Here is a 20,862-nt window from a genome sequence, read left to right as displayed (position 1 = left end):
CCCTACCTCTTGATCAGTTGTGCGAGTTCTTCGGCGACCAGCGCGCGCAACTCCGCGCGCAGCGCGTCCAGGCCCAGGTCGGTCGAGCTGGCCGGAGTGGACCGGCGTGACGCTGCCCTCATCTGAGAAGGCGAGCCGTTGCGGTCATTGGAAGCGCGCGGATACTCCGGCACCGGCCCGGCCGGCGAGTGCCACGGATTGATACCCGCGAAATTGCCCATGGGGACGGCGGAATCGCTGTTGTAGGCGATGCGAGCCCAGTTGACGAGGTTCTGCGGTTGCAGGTTCTCCCCGATCGAGCTGCGTCCGACGAACCCGGTGCCGATGGTCATCGACGGCGCCAGGTTGGTGTCCAGCCCGGAGCTCCCGGTGCTGTTGCCGACGTTGACCGACACCCGTAGTACCGGTACCTGGGCGGCGAAATCGGTGATGACCGAGGGATTCTCGCTGTGAATGGCTGCCGAGTGACCGGCGCCGCCGATCCGCACCACCGCCCGGGCAGCGCGGATACCACGTGCGGCATCGGCCGCTGTGGTCATGCCGAGCACCGGGGACAGCTTCTCGTGGGCCAGCATCTCTTCGGCGATGACGTCGTTGAACGGTGCGATCAGCACCCTGGTCTTGGGGGTGACCCGCAGTCCGGCCTGCCCGGCGATCCAGGCAGCGTCGCGGCCCACCACGTCGGTGTTGAGGTGGCCGTCGGCGAACATGTAGGCCCGCAGGCGCCGTGCGCCGTCCTCGTCGAGGATGTGCGCCCCTGCACGGGTCAGTGCGCCGTTGAGCTTGCCCGCGATCGCGTCCTCGGCGATGAGGACGGATTCGTTGGTGCACAGCACCGAGTTGTCGAAGGCCTTGCTGTCCACGATGCGCTTGGCCGCGGCGTTGATGTCCGCACTGGCCTCGACGAACACCGGGACATTGCCGGGGCCGACACCGAGTGCGGGATTACCGGAGGAGTACGCCGCCCGCACGACGCCGGTGCCCCCGGTCGCCACGATGACGTCGGTGCGCTGGTCGGCCATCAGCGCCTGCACCAGCGGGATGGACGGTTCCTCGACCACCTGGACGATGCCGTCCGGTGCGCCGGCGGCCACCGCGGCCTCGGCAAGCAGCCGGGCCGCGTCGGCCGAACACTGCTTGGCCCGCGGGTGCGGAGCGACGACGACGGCGTTGCGGGTCATCAGCGCCAGGATCACCTTGAAGTACACCGTGGCAACGGGATTGGTGGTCGGCGTCAATGCCAGCACCACCCCCGCCGGCCGGGGCAGCTCGACGATCTTGCGGGCCTCGTCGACGCGCGGCGACACGTAGTCCTCGCCCCGGTAGTAGTTGACGATCCCACGTGAGCAGGCCCGGTTCTTGGTGACCTTGTCGGCCACCACGCCCATCCCGGTCTCGGCCACCGCCTCGGCGGCGAACCGTTCGGCTGCGGCATAGGCGGCGTCGGCCACCGCGTTGACGATGTTGCTCACCGCCGCCGCGTCGTAGTCGGCATAGGCCGCCGCGGCCCAACCGGCCCGTTCCAGCATGTGGCCGGCCTGTGCGGTACTGGTCATGATGCTTTACGTCCTCTCACGACGGTCTCGGCCCTGGCCACCGCGACGGCGAGGCGGTCCAGGACGTCCTCGCAGAGTTCGCGCGAGAGCAGGAGACCCGGTTTGAACTGCAGGACACGGGGATCCAGCGTCGAGAAGATCGCCCACACCCCGTTTTCGTAGAGTTCCCGCATCACGAACTTGGCGCCTTCGGGGTGGTCGAACTCCAGGCCGATCACCACACCGTTCTGCCGGATACCGACGAACCAGTCCGGGTGGTCGGCCTGGATGCGCTGCAGTCCGCGGTCGAAGATGTCGGCGATGTAGTGGACCATCGAGCGCACTTCGGGGCGGGTGGAGATCTCGAGTGTCTTCAGCGCGGCGACACAGCCCAGCTCGGCGCCGCCGAACGTGGAGATGTGCCCGAAGCCGTCCTCGTCGAGCCATTTCGCGGCGCGATCGCTGAGCAGGGCCGCGGTGATCGGGTACATGCCACCGGACAGGCCCTTGCCGGTCACCAGGATGTCGGGCTCGATGCCGTGTTTGGTGATGCACCACAGCTCACCGGTGCGCATCAGACCGGTCTGCACCTCGTCGGCGATGTACAGGGTGCCGTGCTTCTCGGTGATGGCCTTGACGGCTTCCAGGTAACCCGGTGCGGGAAGCGGGAATCCGTAGGTAGCCGGGATGGTCTCCATGATCACCGCGGCGACATCGCCGGGGGCCAGCACCCGTTCCATCGCCTCGATGTCGTTGAACGGCACCTGGAGGAACTCGTCGGGCTGGTCGGCCAGGAAGAACTTGGCGAACCGGTCGTCGCCGGTGGCCACGGCCAGGCCGGTGTGGCCGTGGTAGGCCTTGACGATCGACACGATCTTGCGGCGTTTGGTCGCGTGCCGGGCGCTCTTGAGCGCGATGTCGATCGCCTCACCGCCTCCTGACCCGTACGCCACCTTCGTGATCGACGCCGGTGCCGTCTCGACGAGACGCTGTGCCAGGGCGGTGCGGGCCACCGACGGGAAGTGGTGATTGCCGACGTCGAAATGCTCCATGCCCTCGGTGATCGCCTGCATCACTTCGGGATTGCGGTGACCGAGGTTGTAGGTGCCACCGTTGAGGTGCAGATCGATCAGGCGGCGTCCGCCCATATCCCACAGGAAATATCCCTCGCGGCGGTCGATCACCAGATCGACACCGGTGTCAGTCCAGAACTGTGTCTTGTCTGGATTCCAGAACGTCTTCGCCTTATCCAGCACTTCGGCTTTGGATTCGAACGTGAACGTGCCGTAGTCGTACATGCGGCTCCCTCTTCAGCTATCCGGTAGCTGTGATGGGCCTCACCGTAAACGGTCGCAACCATTTGTGTCAATGGTTGCACGGAGTGCTTGCGAATCGATTTTGGTAGTGCCAATATACGTAGGTCCCCGCTGTGGCCCAGGCCACATCGGGTATCCCACTGTTACCTGGAAGGTATCCCGCTAGATGACCGATCAAGCTGTCGCCGGGAGTGAAGACACAGCTCACGACGTCCAGAGACTGAAACGCAACGCCGTCGGCACCGTCGGCGTCATCTTCATGGCGGTGGCGACCGCCGCCCCGATCACTGCAATGGTCGGCAATGTGCCGATCGCCGTCGGCTTCGGAAATGGTTCACATGCGCCGGCCGGCTACATCGTCGCGACCGTTGTCCTCGGCCTCTTCGCCGTCGGCTACGCGACCATGGCCAAGCACATCACCACCACCGGCGCGTTCTACGGCTATATCTCGCACGGCCTGGGCCGCATCGTCGGCATGGCCAGTGGCGGACTGATCACCATGGCCTACGTGGTGTTCGAGGCTTCGTTGATCGGGATCTTCTCGTTCTTCTTCCAGAACTTCATGCAATCCCAGCTGGGCATCCACATCCACTGGATCATCCCCGCACTGCTGATGCTGACGGTCAATGCGATCCTGACGTACTTCGACGTCAACCTGACCGCCAAGGTGCTCGGCGTGTTCCTGGTGACCGAGATCGTCATGCTCGCACTCGGTGCGCTCGCGGTGCTGCTCAAGGGTGGCGGTCCGCAGGGCTTCGCGGTCGCCGAGACCATCAACCCCATCGGCGCTTTTTCTCCGGCCGCCGGAATCGCCGGTGCCAGTGCTGGTTTGGGCCTGTTCTTCGCCTTCTGGTCCTGGGTCGGCTTCGAATCGACCGCGATGTACGGCGAGGAATCGCGTAACCCCAAGAAGATCATTCCCCGGGCCACCATGCTGAGCGTCCTGGGTGTCGGCCTGTTCTACGTGTTCGTCTCATGGATGGCGATCGCCGGCACCGGGCCGCAGCGCGCGGTGGAACTCGCGCAGGATTCTGCGACGTCGTCGGAGATCTTCTTCGGTCCGGTGCGGGGCACCTACGGTGAGTGGGCGATCACGGTGTTCAACATCCTGCTGGTCACCGGGTCGTTCGCCTGCGGCATGGCGTTCCACAACTGCGCGTCGCGCTACCTGTATGCGCTGGGCCGCGAAGGTCTGTCCAAGGGACTGCAGAAGACCATCGGCGCAACGCATCCCACGCACGGTTCTCCGCACATCGCCTCGTTCGTGCAGAGCGGGATCACCCTGGTGATCATCCTGGCCTTCCTGTTCGCCGGGATGGACCCCTACGTGCACATGTACACGTTGTTGGCGATCCTGGGCACCATGGCGATCCTGATCGTGCAGTCTCTGTGCGCGTTCTCGGTGATCAGCTACTTCCACATCCGCAAGAACCATCCGGTGTCCAAGCACTGGTTCAAGACGCTGATCGCCCCCGGCCTCGGTGGGATCGGCATGCTCTACGTCGTCTACCTGCTGTGGGAGCACAAAGATGCGGCGGCAGGTACGGCTTCGGGCACCCTGCTGTTCAAGCTGACACCGTGGATCGTGGTGGGCATCTTCGTCCTGGGCGCGGGCATGGCCACCTACTTCAAGCTGCGCGACCCGCGCCGTTATGAGTTGATTGGCCGGATTGTGTTCGAGGACAACGTTGTTCGGGACTAAATGGACTCGTTCGAACGTCTCCTGCTGAAGTTCGTCCTCGCGTGGGCTCCCTATGGGGGTCCGCGCGAGGACGACGTCTGGCTGGAGTTCGGGATGACCGCCGAGCAGTTGTGTGTCCGGTTCGCCGGAATCGTCTCGGGTCACGTGCCCAGGGCCAAGGCCCTGTCGGCCGCCGACCGCTGTCTACTGGGGCGGGCCTGCCGGTATCTGCGCCACCAGCGTGAATCAGGCGAACGCCGCCCGTAGATTCCTGACCTGGCTGGCCATGAAGTCCTGGGCCACCGGCGTTTTCGCGGCGATCTGATCGAAACCGTGGAACGCCCCGTATACCTGTTCGACCTGGCATTCGACGCCGGCGGCCCGCAGGCGCTCGGCATAGGCCATGTCCTCGTCGTGGAACAGGTCCAGGGTGCCCACACCGATCCAGGCCGGTGGCAGCCCGGCCAGGTCTTCACGGCGACCTGGCACCGCGTCGGCCGGATCGGCATCCCCGAGGTATGCCGACCAGCCGAACTTGTTGCTGCCCTGCGTCCACAGCCGGTGCCCCGGGTTCTCCAGCTCCGGGCCCACCGAGCGGTCGTCGAGCATCGGATAGACGAGGATCTGTGCGGCCAGCGACACCTCGCCGCGGTCACGGGCCAGCAGCGCGAGAGCGGCAGCCAATCCGCCGCCCGCACTGGCGCCGGCTATCGCCACCTTTGAGGCGTCGACCGCGGGAAGCGCGGCGAGCCATTTCAGCGCCGCGTAGCAGTCCTCCAACCCGGCCGGGTACGGGTTCTGCGGTGCCAGCCGGTACTTGACCGCCGCCACCGTGGCGCCGAGTTCCCTGGCGAAGCGTCGGCACAGGGCGTCGTCCTGCGCCGGGCTGCCCAGCACGTAGCCGCCGCCGTGGATCCACAACAGCGCCGGCGTCGCTTCGGTGACCCCGGTCGGCCGGAACAATCGCACCCCGGCACCGGAGCTCAGGGTCAGTACCTCGACGTCCTTGGGTGTCTGCCGATTCTGCAGCACCGTGAGTCGCTGCAGAACCGGCAGCGTGCGCCTGGACACCAGCTTGCGCGGGATGAAGCGGGCAATCCGTTCCAGGTCGGGATGGAACGTTGGCCGGGCGTGTGTGCTTGAAGTCACAATTACCGTTCTACCCGGTGATCTCGACGCCATGTCAAGCAGGCCTTCCGTAGTCCATTCGCGCCGCTTTCCACGCCGCGGTCGTGCATCGCGTCGGACCGCGACCCGCAGGTAGAAACCGGCGCGCCACCGGCATCCGGCGTACGGATCGCTACTTCAGCAGCGGATCGCGGGGCAGGCCCAGGATGCGCTCGGCGATGGTGTTGCGGGTGATCTCCGACGTGCCGCCGGCGATCGTCATGGCCCGGTTGCCGAGGTACGCCCGGGTCAGCTTCGGGGTCTCGCCCGTCACCCCGGCCGAGCCGACCAGGTCCATGCCCAGCTCGGTCAGGTGCTGGGAATGCTCGGCCACCAGCAGCTTGGTGACGTTGCCCTCGGGCCCGGGTTCGGCACCGGCGATCGCGCGGCTGATCCGGCGCAGGTTCAGCAGTCGCAGCGTGTGGCCCACGGCGATCACCTCACCGGCGCGGCGCACATACCGTGCCCCGTCGGGATCCGCGTCGATCAGGGCCACCAGCTCGTCGGCGTCGAACCCCGTCGGGGCCGCGGAACCGCCGCCGATCGAGATACGCTCATTGCCCAGGGTGGCGCGGGCGACCAGCCAGCCCTTGTTCACATCGCCCACGACGTCGGCGTCGGGGACGAACACGTCGTCGAAGAACACCTCGTTGAAGTGGGCGTCGCCGGTCAGCCCGCGGAGTGGATTCACCTTCACCCCTGGGGCTTTCATGTCGATCGCCATCATGGTGACACCGGCGTGCTTGGGCGCGTCGGGGTCGGTTCGCACCGTGGCAAGGCCCCATTGGCAGTGGTGGGCCAGGCTGGTCCACACCTTCTGGCCGGTGACCCGCCAGCCGCCGTCGACCTTCTTGGCCGCGGTGCGGACCGCGGCGGCGTCCGAACCTGCGCCCGGCTCGGAGAACAGCTGGCACCACATCACCTCGCCGCGAAGTACGGGCTCCACCCAGCGCTCGCGCTGATCATCGGTGCCGGCCTGGGCGATGGTCAGCGTCACCCAGCCGGTGATCCCCATGTCCGCCCGCTCGATGTCGGTGAACTCCTCCTCGATCACCAACTGTTCCAACACATCCGCGGCCCGGCCATACGGCTTGGGCCAGTGCGGCACCAGGTAGCCGGAGTCCACCAGGTAGTCGCGGCGCTTGTCCTCGGGCAGCGCCTTCACCTCGGCCGCCGCGGCCTGCGCATCCTGGCGGTACTGTTCGGCCTCTTCCGGTAGCGCGAACGATGCCCCGTGCGCCTGCCCACTGCGTTGCCCGTCGACGACGTCGATCAGTGGATCGGCACCGTCACCGAGCACAGCGGCCAGGGTGCGGGCCCGGCGCAGGTACAGGTGGGCGTCGTGTTCCCAGGTGAAGGCGATGCCGCCGTGCAGTTGAACATTGGTCTGCGCACAGAAGATCTGGGTTCGGACAGCGTGGGCGGCGGCCACCGCGGCGGCGAACGAGGCGCCTTCGAGGTTGTCGGCGCGGGCGGCGTCCCAGACCGCGGCCGTGGTCTGTTCGGCGTCGACGAGCATGTTGGCCGCGTGGTGCTTGACGGCCTGGAATGTGCCGATGGTGCGGCCGAACTGTTCGCGCACTTTCGCGTACTCGACGGCCATGTCGAGCGCGGCCCAGGACACGCCCACCGCCTCCGCAGAGCCGAGGACGCGGAACACCGTGTGCGCCGCCCGCGCCGCGCCGCGCAGGATCCGGTTCTCGTCGACGGTCACCGCGCGCAGATCGACAGTGCCGATGCTGCGGGTGGTGTCCAGGGAATCCTGTGCGGTGACGGTGATCCCGTCGGCCGTGGCATCGAGCACGACGATGTCGTCGCCGGCGGCGAGCACCAGCACCTGCGCGTCGGGTGCGCCCAGCACCGCACGCGCCTGCCCGCCGAGGAGGCCGTCGGCGCCCATGCTCACCGAACCCGCCAGCCCGAGCGCCGCCACGGTCGCGCCGTCGGCGAGACCCGGAAGTAGTTCGGCCCGAACGGCGTCCGGGGCACAGCGGTCGATGACCACCGAGGCCGCCACGGTCGGTAGGAACGGGCCGGGGCACAGTTCCCGGCCGGCGATCTCGGCGACCACCGCCAGCTCGGGCAGACCGAACCCCGAGCCGCCGAATTCCTCGGAGATGGCCAACCCGTTCCAGCCGAGTTCGGCCCCCGCGGACCAGATCTCACTGCTGTAGGTGCCGGCGTTCTCCAGCGTGGCGCGAGCGGCTGCGCGGCTGTCGAGGCGGTTCAGCTGCCCGAGCGTCGCGTCGGCGAGGTCCTGGTGCTCTTCGGTGATGGCCAGCGCAGACTTAGTCATGCTTAGCGAAGCTAACGGGGGTGACGCGGTACGTCGACGTGATCCAGGTCACATTTTGACGCCAGGTGAACAAGTCGGCGAAGTTGTCACCTGAGTCAACAGGCGGCGCGGTACGCTCGCGCAATGACGGCACGACCGGATAGCCGGTACCCCGCACCGACCCTCGCTGATCGTGCGCGATGGTTGCTACGCGCCAAGCCTGCCGACCATATGCTGGCGCTGACCGTGGCATCGGCTTCGCTGCCGGTGGTGGGTAAACACCTGGAACCGTTTGGTGCCATGGCCGCGATGGGCGTGTGGGGCTTCCGTCATCTGCCCGACTTCGTCACCGCCTCGGCGAAGTCCTGGCTCGCCCCGGGAAACAGCGAACTTCGCAAATCCGAGCGCGAGCAGACCAACACCGTCGTGCAGGACGGCCTGCGCGGCGTCGTTCCGGCCGTTGACCTGGCCATCGACTGGCCGGCGCCGGACAGCATGCCGCCGTTGTGGCACACCGTCGAATACCGGCGGGACGTGTACCGGACGTCGGTGCGCTACGGCGACGACCCGGCGCAGCTTCTGGATGTGTGGCGGCCCAAGAACCTGCCGTCCGAACCCGCACCGGTGCTGTTGTTCGTGCCGGGCGGTGCCTGGGTGCACGGCGGCCGGATCCTGCAGGGTTACGCGCTCCTGTCGCACATGGCTCGACAGGGATGGGTGTGTCTGTCGATCGACTACCGGGTCGCTCCGCATCATCGCTGGCCGCGGCACCTCGACGACGTCAAGGCCGCCATCGCCTGGGCGCGGGCCAACGTCGACAAGTTCGGTGGCGACCGCAATTTCGTCGCCATCGCGGGCTGCTCGGCCGGCGGCCACCTGGCGGCGCTCGCCGGCCTGACCCCCAACCACCCGGACATGCAGGGCGATCTGCCCGACGGATCCGATACCGGCGTCGACGCCGTGGTCGGTATCTACGGACGCTACGACTGGGAAGACCGCTCCACCGAGGAGCGCGTCCGGTTCATGGACTTCCTGGAGCGCGTCGTCGTGGGCCGCACTCTCGACCGGCATCCGGAGATCTACCGGCAGGCCTCACCGATCGCCCAAATTCATCCTGATGCCCCGCCGTTCCTTGTCATTCACGGAACCGGCGACAGCGTCATCCCGGTGGCGCAGGCCCGCAGCTTCGTCGACCGGCTGAAGGCCGTGTCCCGATCGATTGTCGGCTACATTGAACTGCCGGGGGCCGGGCACGCCTTCGACATGACCGACGGAGCCCGGACGGGGGCCATGGCCACAGCAATTGGCTTGTTCCTCAACCAAGTTCATCGAAACAGGGCGATTGACCGGACTAAAGCGGTTATATAGACGCCTCCACACCTGGGGAGGGACACCGTGAAACGGTTGAGTGGGTGGGACGCGTTCCTGCTGTACACAGAGACGCCCAATGTGCACATGCACACGTTGAAGATCGCCGTCATCGCGCTGGACGGTCTGGGCGACCGGAAATTCGGGATCGATGAATTCCGGGAGGTGATCCGGGGGCGGCTGCACAAACTCGACCCGTTTCGCTACCAGCTCGTCGACATCCCGTTCAAGTTCCACCACCCGATGTGGCGGGAGAACTGCGACGTAGACCTCGAATACCACGTGAGGCCGTGGCGGGTGCGTGCCCCGGGAGGGCGCCGCGAACTCGACGAGGCCATCGGCGAGATCGGCAGTACCCAACTGGACCGCAGCCGGCCGCTGTGGGAGATGTACTTCGTCGAAGGCTTGGCCGCCGGAGATGGGGGCGCGCGTATCGCGGTGGTCGGCAAGATTCACCACGCGCTGGCGGACGGAGTCGCCTCGGCGAATCTGTTGGCCCGCGGGATGGACCTGCGAGACGGCCCGGAGCGCGACGACGACTCGTACGCCGCCGACCCGGCGCCCTCGAAGACCGAGCTCGTGCGTTCGGCCTTTGCCGATCACATGCGCCAGCTCGGCAGGCTGCCCGGGACCGTGCGTTACACGGCCAAGGGGTTCGGGCGGGTTCGACGCAGCAGTCGCAAGCTGTCGCCCGAGCTGACCCGCCCCCTCACCCCGCCGCCCAGTTTCATGAACCACATTCTCGACGAAAAGCGCCTGTTCGCCACGGCCACACTGGCATTGGCCGACGTCAAGGAGACGAGCAAGAAGCTTGGCGTGACCATCAACGACCTGGTGCTGGCCATGTCGTCGGGTGCGCTGCGCGCGCTGTCGCTCAAGTACGACGGCAAGGCCGATCATCCGCTGCTGGCCTCGGTACCGATGAGCTTCGACTTCTCGCCGGACCGCATCTCGGGTAATCGGTTCAGCGGTGTGCTGGTGGCACTGCCGGTGGATGTCGCCGATACCTCCGAGCGGGTGCAGCGTGCGCACGACGCGGCCGCCCTGGCGAAGGAAAGCCATCAACTGATCGGTCCGGAACTGATCGCGCGCTGGGCGGCGTACATGCCACCGGCCCCGGTCGAGGCCGCGTTCAAGTGGCTGTCCCATCAGGACGGCCAGAACAAGGTGCTCAACCTCAACATCTCCAACGTGCCGGGACCGCGGGAACGGGGCAAGGTCGGCGGTGCCACGGTGACCGAGATCTATTCGGTCGGTCCGATCACCACCGGCAGCGGCCTCAACATCACCGTGTGGAGCTATGTCGACCAACTCAACATCTCGGTGCTCGCCGACGATGCCACGGTCGACGATCCGCACGAGGTCACCGACGGCATGCTCGAGGAATTCCGCGAAATACGCAGGGTCGCAGGACTTTCGGACAAGCTCACCGTCGTCGATAGTGCGATGCCGCAGTAGTTCCCCTGCACCGCGAGCGTGCGCGTTTGTCGCCGACACACCGCGCAACTGCGACAGTTTCTGCACACTCGCGGGCGGATCGGTATTGCCACAGAACCAGGCGAGCGGAAGGATTCGACCCGTGGGCATCCGTGACTCGGAGACCATCTCTGACGGGCCGCCATGACACAAGCTGACGTTGCCGATTTCATTGTCGTAGGTGCGGGTTCGGCCGGATCGATCGTGGCGTCCCGGCTGGCCGCAGCAGGGGCCGACGTCGTGCTCGTCGAGGCCGGCGGTACGGATCATCGGCCCGACGTCCGGATCCCGACCGGGATCGCGTCGCTGTACATGACCGCGAACTGGAAACACCAGTGCGCACCCGATGCCAGCAAGGGTGACGTGGTCGAGAGCTTCCCCGGCGGCCGCATCATCGGCGGCAGCGGGTCGATCAACGCCATGGTCTACGTGCGCGGGCGTGCCTCCGATTACGACGGTTGGGCTGAGGCAGGATGCGCGGGCTGGTCGTTCGACCAGGTGCTGCCGCATTTCAAGGCAATCGAGAATTGGGTGGGCGGTGGCGACGAGTATCGCGGTGACGCCGGGCCGATTCCGGTTTCGTGGTGCGGGCACCGGCACGAAGTGGACGAGGCGTTCGTCGCTGCGGCCAACGAAGCCGGACATGATCTCAACCCGGACCAGAACGGTCGGTCGCAACTAGGCGTGTCTCGAACCCAGGTCAACCAGCGTCGGGGTCTGCGGGTCTCCTCGGCGCGCGGCTTCCCTCGGTCACTGCCCCGCGATCGACGGCCACGGCTGCTCGCCAGGACGATCGTGTCGAAGGTCCTCATCGAGAACGGCCGGGCCGTCGGCATCGAATGCCGGGGACGCAAACTTCTTGCCCGCCAAGAAGTCATCTTGTGCGCGGGCGCCATCGGCTCACCGGCACTGCTGTTGCGTTCGGGAATCGGGCCGGCGGGCAGCACATTCGAACTTCGCGGCGTCGGCGAGAACTTCCAGGACCACCTGGTGGGCACCCAATTCTGGGAATCCAAGGTGCCCACCGCCAACACTCTCGGTCCGGTGAGGGCGCTCAGAGGTGTCAGCTCACTGCTGCTCCGGGGCGACGGCATCCTCACCATGTCGCCGTTCGAAGCGCAGATCTTCACCGAAGACTTCCAAATCGCGGTCAGCCCGATACATTACGAGCTCAATGCCGGCACCGGCCGGACGTCGATCCAGCGGGTCGACGGGTTCACGGTGTACACCGTGCTCATGCATCCACAGACCCGGGGCCGGGTCGGGTTGCACAACGGCAGGGCCCGGATCGAGTTCGAACGTCTGGGTGACGGTGACGACGTCGACCGGCTGCACAAAGGGATGAGTCATGCCCGTGACGTCGTCGAGGGAGCCTCGGCGATGAAAGGCGTTGCCGGCGCATACCTGAACACCGGTGAGCAGGATCATGCGTGGCTGGCCCGTCGGGAGACCAGCATCGGGCATGCCGTCGGAACCTGTCGCATGGGTACCGACGACGCGTCGGTCGTGGACCCGGAACTGCGTGTGCACGGCATCGACGGACTCCGTGTCGTGGACGCATCGGTGATGCCGACGTTGACATCGGGCAACACCAACGCACCCACCATGATGATCGCCCACCGCGCAGCCGATCTCATGCTGCGTTGAGCTTGACCAACTCCGCGAGCATCCGTGACTCAGCCCGCCGAGGCGGGGGCGGACGCGAGCAGGAATTCCGCCAGCCTGGCGCTGGCGGGTCCGAGCCGCGACTGTTCGGCCGAAGCGAGGTAGATCTCCCACACGATGGTCGGTCGTATTTCGATGGCGCGCAGGTCCGGATAGCGGGCGGCCTCACTGGCAGGCATGACGATGGTGCCGAGGCCGTGCCGGACGAGGCGGCCGGCGATCGAGTACTCGAGGGCCACCTCGTGCGAAACCCGTGCCGCCACCCCTGCAGATGCGAACGCGGCGTCGACGAGACGTCTGAGCCCGAACTCGGATGGAAAGCCGATCAGATCCTCGTCGCAGAGCTCGGTGACTTCGACAGCACCGCGGTCCGCAAGGGGATGATCGGTGCGGCAGACGAACACCATCGGCTCGCGACACAGCAACTGCATCTGGACGCGGGCGGGGAACCGGTCGGGGGCTGATACCAGGGCCAGATCGAGCGATCCGTCGGTGATCGCCGAGAGATAAGCCATGGAGCCAATTTGGCTCTGCCGCAGCCTGATGCGGACCAGGGGATACTCGCGGTGGAACTCGCCGAGGATCTCCGGCACGTCGAGCGTGCCGAATGAGATCAACGACCCGAGGTCCACCGTTCCGGTCAGCTGCCCGTGGTAGTCGCTCACCGCATCCTTCGCCATACGCGCGGTCTGGACCACTTGGCGGGCGTGCTCACGGAACAGCTCTCCCGCAGGCGTGATTCTGATCTGGTGTCTGGAGCGGTCGAACAGCTCCACGCCGAGTTCTTTTTCCAGTTTGGCCACCGCTGTGGACAAGGCTGACTGGACCACGTGCGTCTGATTCGCGGCTCGGGAGAAGCTCATCTCACTGGCGACCGCGATGAAGTACTCAAGCTGGCGAAGTTCCATGGCCCGAGTATCTCGTTTCGCGATAGAGATGATCAATATTGTTCGTTGGACTTGATAGGCCGGCGTTGGTCTGATGGAAGGACGATGGTTCGAACGAAGGAAAACGAACAATGCTGGCTGCAGGCAATGTCACGGTCACCGATCTTCTCTGTGTCACCCCACCGTGGATCCCCGATGGCGCACATGCGATGACGCAGATCGTCGAAATCCCGCCCGCCGACCCGGGCGTGCAACCGCACCGCCACTCGGGACCCGTGTTCGGTTACGTGCTGGAGGGCTCGATCCTTTTCGAGTTGGAGGGTGAGGCTCCGAGGAAAATTGTTGCGGGCGAGGCCTTCTGGGAACCGGGCGGAGATGTGGTCCACTACCAGGTCGCGAATCTGGACGTGGAGCACCGCAGCGTCTTTCTCGCGGTCTGCCTCTGTGCTCCCGGCGTCGACATGATCACCATGCTGGATCCCGACGAGATCACCGCCCGCGACCACCTACGTCATCCGAGCGCGCGCCGAACCAGCACCGACTGACCGAGAAACGAGGAGACAACCGTGTGTCTTGAGTCAAGTTTTTGGCAGGTTTTGGCCGTCGAGGTAGGCCTGTTTGGGGGTGCGGTCGCCGAGGGCTTGGTGGGGTCGGATGGTGTTGTAGATGATGCGGAATCGGTGGACTTCCATGTCGAGGGCGTCGCCGTCGCCGATGTAGCCGCGGAACAGATGCTCGTATTTGAGGGTGCCGAAATAGCGCTCGACGACGCCGTTGGTCTGAGGAGATTTCACTCGGGTCCGAACGTGGCGCAGCAGTGGATCGTTGTGGTCGGCGAACAGGGCCTGGAAGTCCTTGCCGCGGTAGCAGGGCCCGTTGTCGGAGACGATCGCGATTGGAGCGGGAATCTGGCCGATGGTGTTTTCGTCGGCGTCCAGCACGTCCATCAGGCCGCGATCTGTGCGTAGATCGGCTAGGTTCAGGATGCGCTGTGCTTCGTCGATGGCCAACTGCACGCAGTGCACTGCGTCGATGCCGCGGCTGGTCGGGGTGACGGTGATGGCCAGGCAGTATTTGGTGGCGTAGTCGATGACCGCGCTGATCCGCCAGATACCACCGTTGGTGGTTTCGAACTCGGAGAAGTCGGTCTGCCAGACCCGGTTGCGTTCGGTGGGCGGGTCACGAAACACTCGGCGGCGTAGCGCCGCCCAGGATTTACGGTCAGCGCGAAATCCCTGGGGCAACAACAACCCTCGCCGCTTCAGTGCGCGTTGCACCGAGGAATTGGTCACGTCGTGGCCGTCGGCGCGTATCAACGCCGCAATTTTGCGATAGCCCCACGCCGGCCACGCTTCGGCGTATTTGGCGGCCAGGGCCTCGATGCGGTCCACGACCGGCGCCGGCCACGGGCCTTTTGTGGACCCACCGCCGCGGAGGCGGGCCAGCCGTCGCCGGTAGGTGCGTTCGGGAATCGCTGCCAGGATGGCGAACCTCGAAACCGGCAGTCCCGCCGCCGCTCTTAGGGCTTCGAGGTCGGCGAAGGGACTTGATCGGCCAACGCGGCACCGCGCTGCCAGATCCGCAACTGCACCGTGGCTTCGGCCAGCGCAAGTTTGAGTTCCTGGTTTTCCTGTCGCAGCCGGCGCTGTTCGGGGGCACCCGCCCGGCCCGCGGGCCCGCTGGGCACTTCTTCGAGCCGCTCAGACCCTGCCTCCAGGAACTGATGCTTCCACCTGGTCATCGTCACCGTGGTGACCCCGCAGCGCCGGGCGGCTTCAGCGCAGGTCATTTCCCCAGCCAACACCGCCAGCACCAACCGGGTCTTGTCCGCGGCGGGGACCTTCGTGCGTCGCGATCGAGCCATCTCCACAACCTTCCAGCCATGGCCGCAGTTATCCACAACCTGCAACCCTGCCAAAAAGAATGAGTCAGTGGACGTGCAAGCAATTGTCACCGGCGACCGCGCAGCAGGCGTCGCTGGACTGTCACTGTCGGAGATGCCCTACCCGCATGCGGCCGAGAACGACGTCATCGTCCGGGTGCATGCGGCGGCGTTCACGCCCGGCGAGCTGGATTGGCCGGGAACGTGGACGGATCGCGCCGGACGGGACCGGACGCCGACTGTCCCGGGGCACGAAGTGTCGGGGACGGTCGTCGAACTCGGCTACGGTACGGCGGGTCTGACGATCGGTCAGCGGGTGTTCGGGATCACCGACTGGGCCCGTAACGGCACACTCGCTGAGTATGTCGCGGTCGAGGCGCGCAACCTCGCCCCGCTGTCGGCCGACCTAGAGCACACCGTGGCTGCGGCACTTCCGATTTCGGGCCTCACGGCATGGCAGGGATTGTTCGACCATGGGCGGCTCGGCACCGGGCAGACCGTGTTGGTCCATGGTGCCGCGGGTGCCGTCGGATCGATCGCGGTGCAGTTGGCACGCGCGCGCGGAGCCCGGGTGATCGGTAGCGGAAGGGCCGCGCAGCGGGACGCCGCAATCGATCTGGGTGTCGACGTGTTCGTGGCTCTCGAGCGCGGATGGCCAGACGCCGTGGGGCAGGTCGACGTCGTCTTCGACGTCATCGGCGGCGAGATCCTCGACCTCTCGGCGAAGTCGGTACGGCCGGGAGGCACCCTGGTGACCATCGCGGAACCGCCGCGAGTTCAGCCGGCCGACGCGCGTGCGGTTTTCTTCGTCGTCGAGCCCGACCGGACGCAACTCGTCATGCTGGAGCGCGAGCTTCGCAAGGGGCGACTGCGACCGTCCGTCGGAGCGGTACTTCCGCTTTCGGATGCGGTGTCGGCATTCGACCCGGCAAAGCGTGCCGCGGGCAAGTCGATCATCAGGGTCGTCGAGGGCGGCTGAAGTCGCGCTCCGCGAGCGTGCGCACAATGCCGCTGTTTCAAGGCGCGTCGGGCGACAAACACGCACGCTCGCGGTGGCAGGTGAGCTACTGGATCGGTTCGTCGCCGAGCACCGTGGTTCGCAGCATGTGGCGAGACGAGTTGGGCTCGTACGGAGCGGCGCGGTGCAGGACACCCTGGTTGTCCCAGATCACGGTGTCGCCGACGGACCACTTGTGGCGGTACACCTTGTCGGGCGTGGTGGCGTGGGCGAGGAGTTCGGCGAGCAGTGCGCGGCCCTCGTCGAGATCCATGCCGACGATGTAATCCGCTGAAGCACCCAGTACCAAGGACTTTCGTCCGCTGCGGTGCGTCCACACCAGCGGGTTCTCGTGTGTCGGCCGCGCAGCCCAGCGCTGCCGTTGCTCGGGTGTGGGGTCGGGGTAGACGCGCCGTTGCGACGCCTCCAGTGAATGCACCACCCGCAGGCTGCCGTAGAGCTCCTTCTCGGCTTCGGTGAGGGACTCATAGGCGGCATAGGCGTTGGCGAACTCGGTTTCCCCGCCGCGGGCGGCGACCTCGACGGCCGACAGCATCGTCGCCTTCTGCGGGCATTCGTCGTGCATGGGAGTGCAGCCGTCGATATGCCAGTCGAAGGTGGCCTTCAGGTACTCGGCGGCCTTGTTCTTCGTCCGGTCCAGGGTGATCGGGTAGATGCCGGAGACAGGATGGTGGCCGTCCGCGGAGCGATCGATCTCGCCGAGCCGCTGGGAGAACGCCACCTGGGCTTCGGGATTCAGGTGCAGGCCGTGGAAGACCAGGACACCGTTGTCTTCGAGCGCGTCCAGCACCGCCGCTCCGAGGCTGTCGTCGGTGCCCAGGCGTTCGGGGTCGACGCCGACGACCTCGGCGCCCACCGACGTGGTCAGCTTGTTGATGGTCAACACACTCACGGGTGCGTCCTCTCGTGTTCGGTGCCGGTTACGGCCGGGGGTCTCCGGTGCGGATCATGACGGCGTCGGCGGAATCGGTCGGGGCGGGTTGGTGCATGATCTCCACCGACATCGCGACCATGATCAGCGAATAGATCAGGTGCAGGAGGTTCAGCGCATCGTCGGGCACGTCGTCGAGGGAGAACTTGTCGCAGTACTCGATCGCTTCTTCGAGTCGGGGAAAGAACGCGTCGTAGAACTCGTGCATCTGGGGCATGGTGCTGGCCAGGCGGCGCTCCCAGCGCTCGGTCTCCGTTGGTAGGCACCAGATTTCGGCATAGGGTTCCAGTTCGGCAAAAGCGCTGGGCAGCCGGGTGGATACCATCAGCGGACGCCTGCCGGGGTGTGGTCGCGCTGATACGACTCCACCCAGTCGACCGCCATCTTGTGCAGATGACGTACCAGGATCTCCTGGTCGTTGAGGGGGAAGTCGTCGATGACGTCGTACTCGAGGGCGGCCTGCGTGCCGCCCAGCATGCCGGCATCCTGCAGGGCGAACTCTTTGAGCACGACGGCAGCCACCTCGTGTTCGATCCGCTCCCGCACGGTGCGGGCCGGATGGAAATACGTGAACGCCTCGTACCGGTGGGTGTTGTGAGACGTGGGCCAGTACCGGTAGAGCAGATACCAGCCGCCGTAGATCAGGATCTCGAGGTTGGGGAAGATCTGGAAATTGCTGATCCCCCAGGGTTCGATGTTGCCGGGGTTGAGCCCCGCCGGGAGCTCGCCGATGTCTGGGGTACGCCACGGGCCGACGAGGCCGCTCTGGGTGGCGCGTTCGATCGGGTACATGTACTCGGGTGCCAGCAGCCAGCGCCGGGTGCCTGCCGTCGAGACCAGCCGGTGCGGACCGTCGAGCTGAAAGTGTCCACAGGTGAAGCCGGCGTTGGGATCTCGAACCTCGGGCGGCACCTGCTGGGTGTGCAGCGACGGCACGTGGTAGTACTCCTGGAAGGCGTCGGCGAATATCTTCCAGTTGCTGTTGTTGTGCGCTACCCAGTCGTATCGCTCGGTGAGTTTGCCGAACGGGTAGTCGTCGAGCGCGGTGACCATGGGGCCGAGGAAGTCGCGAAGGCTCTGGCGCGGTTCGTGGTCGAAGTTGACGAAAACGAAGCCGGCCCAGACGTCGCAGTGCACCGGGACCAGGCCGTAGTCGGCGGTGTCCAGGCCGGTGAACTTGTCCGTATCGGGCAGTGATGTCAGCTTCCCGTCCAGGCCGTAGCGCCATCCGCAGTGCCGGCATTCGAATTCGGTGCCGGTGCTGCGTAATTCGGTAGCCCGGAAGTCGGTCGGTACCACGGTGTGGCCGCGCCGGCGGCACAGGTTGTGGTAGGCGCGGATGGCACCGTCGTGGTCTCTCACCAGCAGCAGCGACGCGTCGGCAGCCTCGATCTGGCGGGTGATGTAACTGCCGGTGTCCGGAGTCTCCTCGACCCGGCTGATGTTGAGCCACGCCCGCTTGAAGATCGCCTCCCGCTCAAGGGCGTAGAACTCCGGGGAGATGGAATCGCGGAACGGAATCGGCGCGGTACCCAGATCGGGATAGTGCTCGGTCCAGGATCCCTCAGCCGGTTTGGGCCACTTGGTTGCCATGCGAACCTCCGTGTGACTAGTGCGGGTTGGGACTTGTCATGCGGCTGACGCCGCTACATCACTGCGCCGCCGTTCACCCCGATGGTCTGTCCGGTGATGAAGCCGGCCTCCTCAGAGCACAGGAACCCGACGGCCGCGGCGATATCCGCTCCGGTACCGAGCCTGCCGAGCGGGATGTTGGCGGCGATGGTTTCGTTGGACGGCAGATGGCCCGCCGCTTGCGACTGGTGCTGCATAGGGGTCTCGATACCCGACGGGGGGATGTTGTTGACCGTGATGCCGTGTGCCGCGTATTCGCGGGCCAGCGATTTGGTCAACGTCAGCAGCGCCCCCTTGGACGCGGCATAGTGTGCCGCGAATGGGGTGCCGCGCTGGGCGCTCGACGACGAGATCATCACGATGCGGCCCCATCCGGCGTCGACCATGTCGGGGAGGGCCACCTGACAACACCGGAAGGTACCGCTCAGGTTGACGTCGATCATCCGTGCCCAGGACTCCTCGGTGATGTCGGCGAACGATGCGTAGCCGAACATTCCCGCGCTGGTGACCAGGACGCCGACCGGTCCGAGCTCACTGCGGACCTTGCCGAAGGCCTCTTCGACCGCGGCCCGGTCAGAGATGTCGGTGCCGACAGCGAAGGCGGTCACACCGGCCGACCGAAGTTCGTCGGTGACGCGTTGGGCGGCATCGGCATTCACGTCGAGCACGGCGACCTTGTGGCCGCGCCGTCCCAACTCGTGGCATGTCGCCTCTCCCATACCGGACGCCCCGCCGGTCACCACGGCCACCCTGTTCATTCGTAGACCACCTTCACTGTGCGGCTGGTGGGCAGTGCCTGACACGTCACCACCCAGCCCTCGGCCACCTCGTCGTCGTCGAGGGCATCGTTGTTGAGCATGCGTGCGCTGCCCTCGGTCACCTGTGCCATACACGTTCCGCACGAACCGGTTTCACAGGACGACGGCGCCTTCAGGCCGGCCAGTCGGGCCGTCTGGAGCAGCGTGTTGCCCGCGCGGTAGGGGGCGGTGACGGTCCGGCGGTCGAGCTCGATCGTCACCTCTTCGGTGACGGCGGGTTCGGTTGGGTCGGGTGGGGGTATCGCCGCGACCGTGAACCGCTCCAGATGCAGCTGCTGCTTGGGAACCCCGGTGTCGAGAAGGACCCGTTCGACGGTGTCCATGAACGGAGCGGGGCCACAGACGTAGTAGTCGGTGTCGGACTGGCTGCCGGCGGCGATGAAGTCGGCGATCTGTTGCGGCGACACGACACCGTCGAGGTCGTCGAGGTGGTGGTGCACCTCGAGGCGACCGCTGTGGGTATCTGTGAGGTCGGCCAGGGCGTCCCGGAAGATCACCGAGTCGAGGTTGCGATTGGCGTAGAACATGCGTGCCCTGCGGGTGCCGCCGGCCAGGGCCGAGTGCACCAGTGAGAACACCGGGGTGATGCCGCTGCCGCCGGCGAAGGTGACGATGTCGCGGTCGCCGGGGGTGAGAACGAAGCGCCCCTCGGGAGGTGCGGTGTGCAGTGTGTCACCGGGCGTCGCGGTGTTGTTGATCCAGTTGGAGACCAGGCCGTCGCGATCGCGTTTGACGGTGATCCGCAGATCCGGCTCGGTCGCCGGGGACGAGGACATCGAATAGCAGCGGCGATGTTCGGCGCCATCGATCGTCACTCGAATGGTGATGAATTGCCCTGCCGCATAAAGGAACCGGTCCCGGCTCGGCTCGGGGATGTCGAGAACCAGTGAGACCGCATCGGAGGTCTCCTGGATCACCTGTTTGATCCGCACGGGCGTGAACCCGTCGGCGTCGATCACGTCGGCGGATTCCGTGCGGGGCGTCGTAGTCGATGTCTCCATCGCGGCCAACAATATCAAGTACTTGTCATTAATCTCAAGTGGTAGATATCGATGACGGCGCGGGGCCATGGCCAACACCCGTAGGGGCGCGCAGACCACGCGTCAGCACCACCATTTCGCCTGTTCGGCGCATCTCGATTACCTGTCGGTAAGTCCTAGGCTCTAGGCTGCGGTCTGACGCTCGCGGTGATCGTGCCGCTCTACCTGCCG

19 protein-coding genes are annotated in these 20,862 nt (G+C 66.1%); 7 read left to right on the top strand and 12 right to left on the bottom strand.

Annotated features, from left to right (window positions below):
- Nucleotides 1–2 precede the first annotated feature (2 nt).
- Nucleotides 3–1,556, bottom strand: coding sequence for an aldehyde dehydrogenase family protein (locus tag ACNQR1_RS01150; protein WP_418043402.1), 1,554 nt, complete (start codon nucleotides 1,554–1,556; stop codon nucleotides 3–5).
- Nucleotides 1,553–2,833, bottom strand: a complete 1,281-nt coding sequence (locus ACNQR1_RS01145) for an aspartate aminotransferase family protein (protein WP_418043400.1) — start codon at nucleotides 2,831–2,833, stop codon at nucleotides 1,553–1,555. The genes ACNQR1_RS01150 and ACNQR1_RS01145 overlap by 4 nt, the downstream gene beginning before the upstream one ends.
- Nucleotides 2,834–3,017: 184 nt before the next feature.
- On the opposite strand from ACNQR1_RS01145, the gene ACNQR1_RS01140 reads away from it, so the two are divergent.
- Together ACNQR1_RS01140 and ACNQR1_RS01135 are read left to right on the top strand one after the other, a co-directional pair.
- Nucleotides 3,018–4,553, top strand: coding sequence for an APC family permease (locus tag ACNQR1_RS01140; RefSeq protein ID WP_418043398.1), 1,536 nt, complete (start codon nucleotides 3,018–3,020; stop codon nucleotides 4,551–4,553).
- Complete coding sequence (locus ACNQR1_RS01135; RefSeq protein WP_418043396.1) at nucleotides 4,554–4,799, top strand: hypothetical protein; 246 nt, start codon at nucleotides 4,554–4,556, stop codon at nucleotides 4,797–4,799.
- On the opposite strand, the gene ACNQR1_RS01130 is transcribed toward ACNQR1_RS01135, so the two are convergent.
- Complete coding sequence (locus ACNQR1_RS01130; protein ID WP_418043394.1) at nucleotides 4,779–5,714, bottom strand: alpha/beta hydrolase; 936 nt, start codon at nucleotides 5,712–5,714, stop codon at nucleotides 4,779–4,781. The two genes, ACNQR1_RS01135 and ACNQR1_RS01130, sit on opposite strands and share 21 nt — an antisense overlap.
- A gap of 118 nt (nucleotides 5,715–5,832) precedes the next feature.
- Nucleotides 5,833–7,995 carry an acyl-CoA dehydrogenase gene (locus tag ACNQR1_RS01125; RefSeq protein ID WP_418043392.1) on the bottom strand — a complete coding sequence of 721 codons (2,163 nt, stop codon included), beginning with the start codon at nucleotides 7,993–7,995 and terminating at the stop codon, nucleotides 5,833–5,835.
- A 123-nt stretch (nucleotides 7,996–8,118) separates the two neighbouring features.
- Between ACNQR1_RS01125 and ACNQR1_RS01120 the strand changes: the two genes are divergently transcribed.
- The 3 genes from ACNQR1_RS01120 (at nucleotide 8,119) to ACNQR1_RS01110 (ending at nucleotide 12,465) form a co-directional block, all read left to right on the top strand.
- On the top strand, nucleotides 8,119–9,342 hold the full coding sequence (locus tag ACNQR1_RS01120) for an alpha/beta hydrolase fold domain-containing protein (RefSeq protein ID WP_418043390.1): 1,224 nt from the start codon (nucleotides 8,119–8,121) through the stop codon (nucleotides 9,340–9,342).
- 27 nt (nucleotides 9,343–9,369) lie between these two features.
- Complete coding sequence (locus tag ACNQR1_RS01115) at nucleotides 9,370–10,800, top strand: WS/DGAT/MGAT family O-acyltransferase (protein ID WP_418043388.1); 1,431 nt, start codon at nucleotides 9,370–9,372, stop codon at nucleotides 10,798–10,800.
- A gap of 162 nt (nucleotides 10,801–10,962) precedes the next feature.
- Nucleotides 10,963–12,465: a GMC family oxidoreductase gene (locus ACNQR1_RS01110; protein WP_418043386.1), complete on the top strand. Its 1,503-nt coding sequence runs from the start codon at nucleotides 10,963–10,965 to the stop codon at nucleotides 12,463–12,465.
- Between the two features lie 29 nt (nucleotides 12,466–12,494).
- On the opposite strand, the gene ACNQR1_RS01105 is transcribed toward ACNQR1_RS01110, so the two are convergent.
- Nucleotides 12,495–13,391: a LysR family transcriptional regulator gene (locus ACNQR1_RS01105; RefSeq protein WP_418043384.1), complete on the bottom strand. Its 897-nt coding sequence runs from the start codon at nucleotides 13,389–13,391 to the stop codon at nucleotides 12,495–12,497.
- A gap of 110 nt (nucleotides 13,392–13,501) precedes the next feature.
- Here ACNQR1_RS01105 and ACNQR1_RS01100 point away from each other — a divergent pair, with 110 nt between their 5' ends.
- Nucleotides 13,502–13,915: a cupin domain-containing protein gene (locus ACNQR1_RS01100; RefSeq protein WP_418043382.1), complete on the top strand. Its 414-nt coding sequence runs from the start codon at nucleotides 13,502–13,504 to the stop codon at nucleotides 13,913–13,915.
- 33 nt (nucleotides 13,916–13,948) lie between these two features.
- On the opposite strand, the gene ACNQR1_RS01095 is transcribed toward ACNQR1_RS01100, so the two are convergent.
- Both ACNQR1_RS01095 and ACNQR1_RS01090 read right to left on the bottom strand, forming a co-directional pair.
- On the bottom strand, nucleotides 13,949–14,761 hold the full coding sequence (locus tag ACNQR1_RS01095; RefSeq protein WP_418043380.1) for a transposase: 813 nt from the start codon (nucleotides 14,759–14,761) through the stop codon (nucleotides 13,949–13,951).
- A gap of 128 nt (nucleotides 14,762–14,889) precedes the next feature.
- Entirely contained in the window at nucleotides 14,890–15,234 is a 345-nt protein-coding gene (locus tag ACNQR1_RS01090) for a transposase (RefSeq protein ID WP_418043378.1), read from the bottom strand.
- A gap of 73 nt (nucleotides 15,235–15,307) precedes the next feature.
- Here ACNQR1_RS01090 and ACNQR1_RS01085 point away from each other — a divergent pair, with 73 nt between their 5' ends.
- Entirely contained in the window at nucleotides 15,308–16,231 is a 924-nt protein-coding gene (locus ACNQR1_RS01085) for an NADP-dependent oxidoreductase (protein ID WP_418050229.1), read from the top strand.
- 85 nt (nucleotides 16,232–16,316) lie between these two features.
- Here ACNQR1_RS01085 and ACNQR1_RS01080 read toward each other — a convergent pair whose 3' ends face one another.
- From ACNQR1_RS01080 to ACNQR1_RS01060, 5 genes are read right to left on the bottom strand one after another with little or no spacing between them, the layout of a single operon-like run.
- Nucleotides 16,317–17,162 carry a TauD/TfdA dioxygenase family protein gene (locus ACNQR1_RS01080; RefSeq protein ID WP_418043376.1) on the bottom strand — a complete coding sequence of 282 codons (846 nt, stop codon included), beginning with the start codon at nucleotides 17,160–17,162 and terminating at the stop codon, nucleotides 16,317–16,319.
- Nucleotides 17,163–17,190: 28 nt separating this feature from the next.
- A complete protein-coding gene (locus ACNQR1_RS01075; protein WP_418043374.1) occupies nucleotides 17,191–17,526 on the bottom strand; it encodes a hypothetical protein in 336 nt (111 codons plus the stop codon).
- Complete coding sequence (locus ACNQR1_RS01070) at nucleotides 17,526–18,794, bottom strand: aromatic ring-hydroxylating oxygenase subunit alpha (RefSeq protein ID WP_418043372.1); 1,269 nt, start codon at nucleotides 18,792–18,794, stop codon at nucleotides 17,526–17,528. Before ACNQR1_RS01070 ends, ACNQR1_RS01075 begins: the two co-directional genes overlap by 1 nt.
- A gap of 53 nt (nucleotides 18,795–18,847) precedes the next feature.
- On the bottom strand, nucleotides 18,848–19,591 hold the full coding sequence (locus ACNQR1_RS01065; protein ID WP_418043370.1) for an SDR family NAD(P)-dependent oxidoreductase: 744 nt from the start codon (nucleotides 19,589–19,591) through the stop codon (nucleotides 18,848–18,850).
- A complete protein-coding gene (locus ACNQR1_RS01060; protein ID WP_418043368.1) occupies nucleotides 19,588–20,652 on the bottom strand; it encodes a 2Fe-2S iron-sulfur cluster-binding protein in 1,065 nt (354 codons plus the stop codon). The genes ACNQR1_RS01065 and ACNQR1_RS01060 overlap by 4 nt, the downstream gene beginning before the upstream one ends.
- Nucleotides 20,653–20,862: the final 210 nt, after the last annotated feature.

Origin of the sequence: Mycobacterium sp. 48b, from assembly GCF_048282725.1 — a bacterium.
Classification (GTDB): Bacteria; Actinomycetota; Actinomycetes; order Mycobacteriales; family Mycobacteriaceae; genus Mycobacterium.
This window is presented reverse-complemented; position numbering and strand designations above follow the sequence as displayed.

Bases quoted from the DNA above. Each gene is read 5' to 3' on its own strand.
- ACNQR1_RS01150 (WP_418043402.1), bottom strand. From the start codon at position 1,556: ATGACCAGTACCGCACAGGCCGGCCACATGCTGGAACGGGCCGGTTGG.
- ACNQR1_RS01145 (WP_418043400.1), bottom strand. From the start codon at position 2,833: ATGTACGACTACGGCACGTTCACGTTCGAATCCAAAGCCGAAGTGCTG.
- ACNQR1_RS01140 (WP_418043398.1), top strand. From the start codon at position 3,018: ATGACCGATCAAGCTGTCGCCGGGAGTGAAGACACAGCTCACGACGTC.
- ACNQR1_RS01135 (WP_418043396.1), top strand. From the start codon at position 4,554: ATGGACTCGTTCGAACGTCTCCTGCTGAAGTTCGTCCTCGCGTGGGCT.
- ACNQR1_RS01130 (WP_418043394.1), bottom strand. From the start codon at position 5,714: ATGGCGTCGAGATCACCGGGTAGAACGGTAATTGTGACTTCAAGCACA.
- ACNQR1_RS01125 (WP_418043392.1), bottom strand. From the start codon at position 7,995: ATGACTAAGTCTGCGCTGGCCATCACCGAAGAGCACCAGGACCTCGCC.
- ACNQR1_RS01120 (WP_418043390.1), top strand. From the start codon at position 8,119: ATGACGGCACGACCGGATAGCCGGTACCCCGCACCGACCCTCGCTGAT.
- ACNQR1_RS01110 (WP_418043386.1), top strand. From the start codon at position 10,963: ATGACACAAGCTGACGTTGCCGATTTCATTGTCGTAGGTGCGGGTTCG.
- ACNQR1_RS01105 (WP_418043384.1), bottom strand. From the start codon at position 13,391: ATGGAACTTCGCCAGCTTGAGTACTTCATCGCGGTCGCCAGTGAGATG.
- ACNQR1_RS01100 (WP_418043382.1), top strand. From the start codon at position 13,502: ATGCTGGCTGCAGGCAATGTCACGGTCACCGATCTTCTCTGTGTCACC.
- ACNQR1_RS01090 (WP_418043378.1), bottom strand. From the start codon at position 15,234: ATGGCTCGATCGCGACGCACGAAGGTCCCCGCCGCGGACAAGACCCGG.
- ACNQR1_RS01075 (WP_418043374.1), bottom strand. From the start codon at position 17,526: ATGGTATCCACCCGGCTGCCCAGCGCTTTTGCCGAACTGGAACCCTAT.
- ACNQR1_RS01070 (WP_418043372.1), bottom strand. From the start codon at position 18,794: ATGGCAACCAAGTGGCCCAAACCGGCTGAGGGATCCTGGACCGAGCAC.
- ACNQR1_RS01065 (WP_418043370.1), bottom strand. From the start codon at position 19,591: ATGAACAGGGTGGCCGTGGTGACCGGCGGGGCGTCCGGTATGGGAGAG.
- ACNQR1_RS01060 (WP_418043368.1), bottom strand. From the start codon at position 20,652: ATGGAGACATCGACTACGACGCCCCGCACGGAATCCGCCGACGTGATC.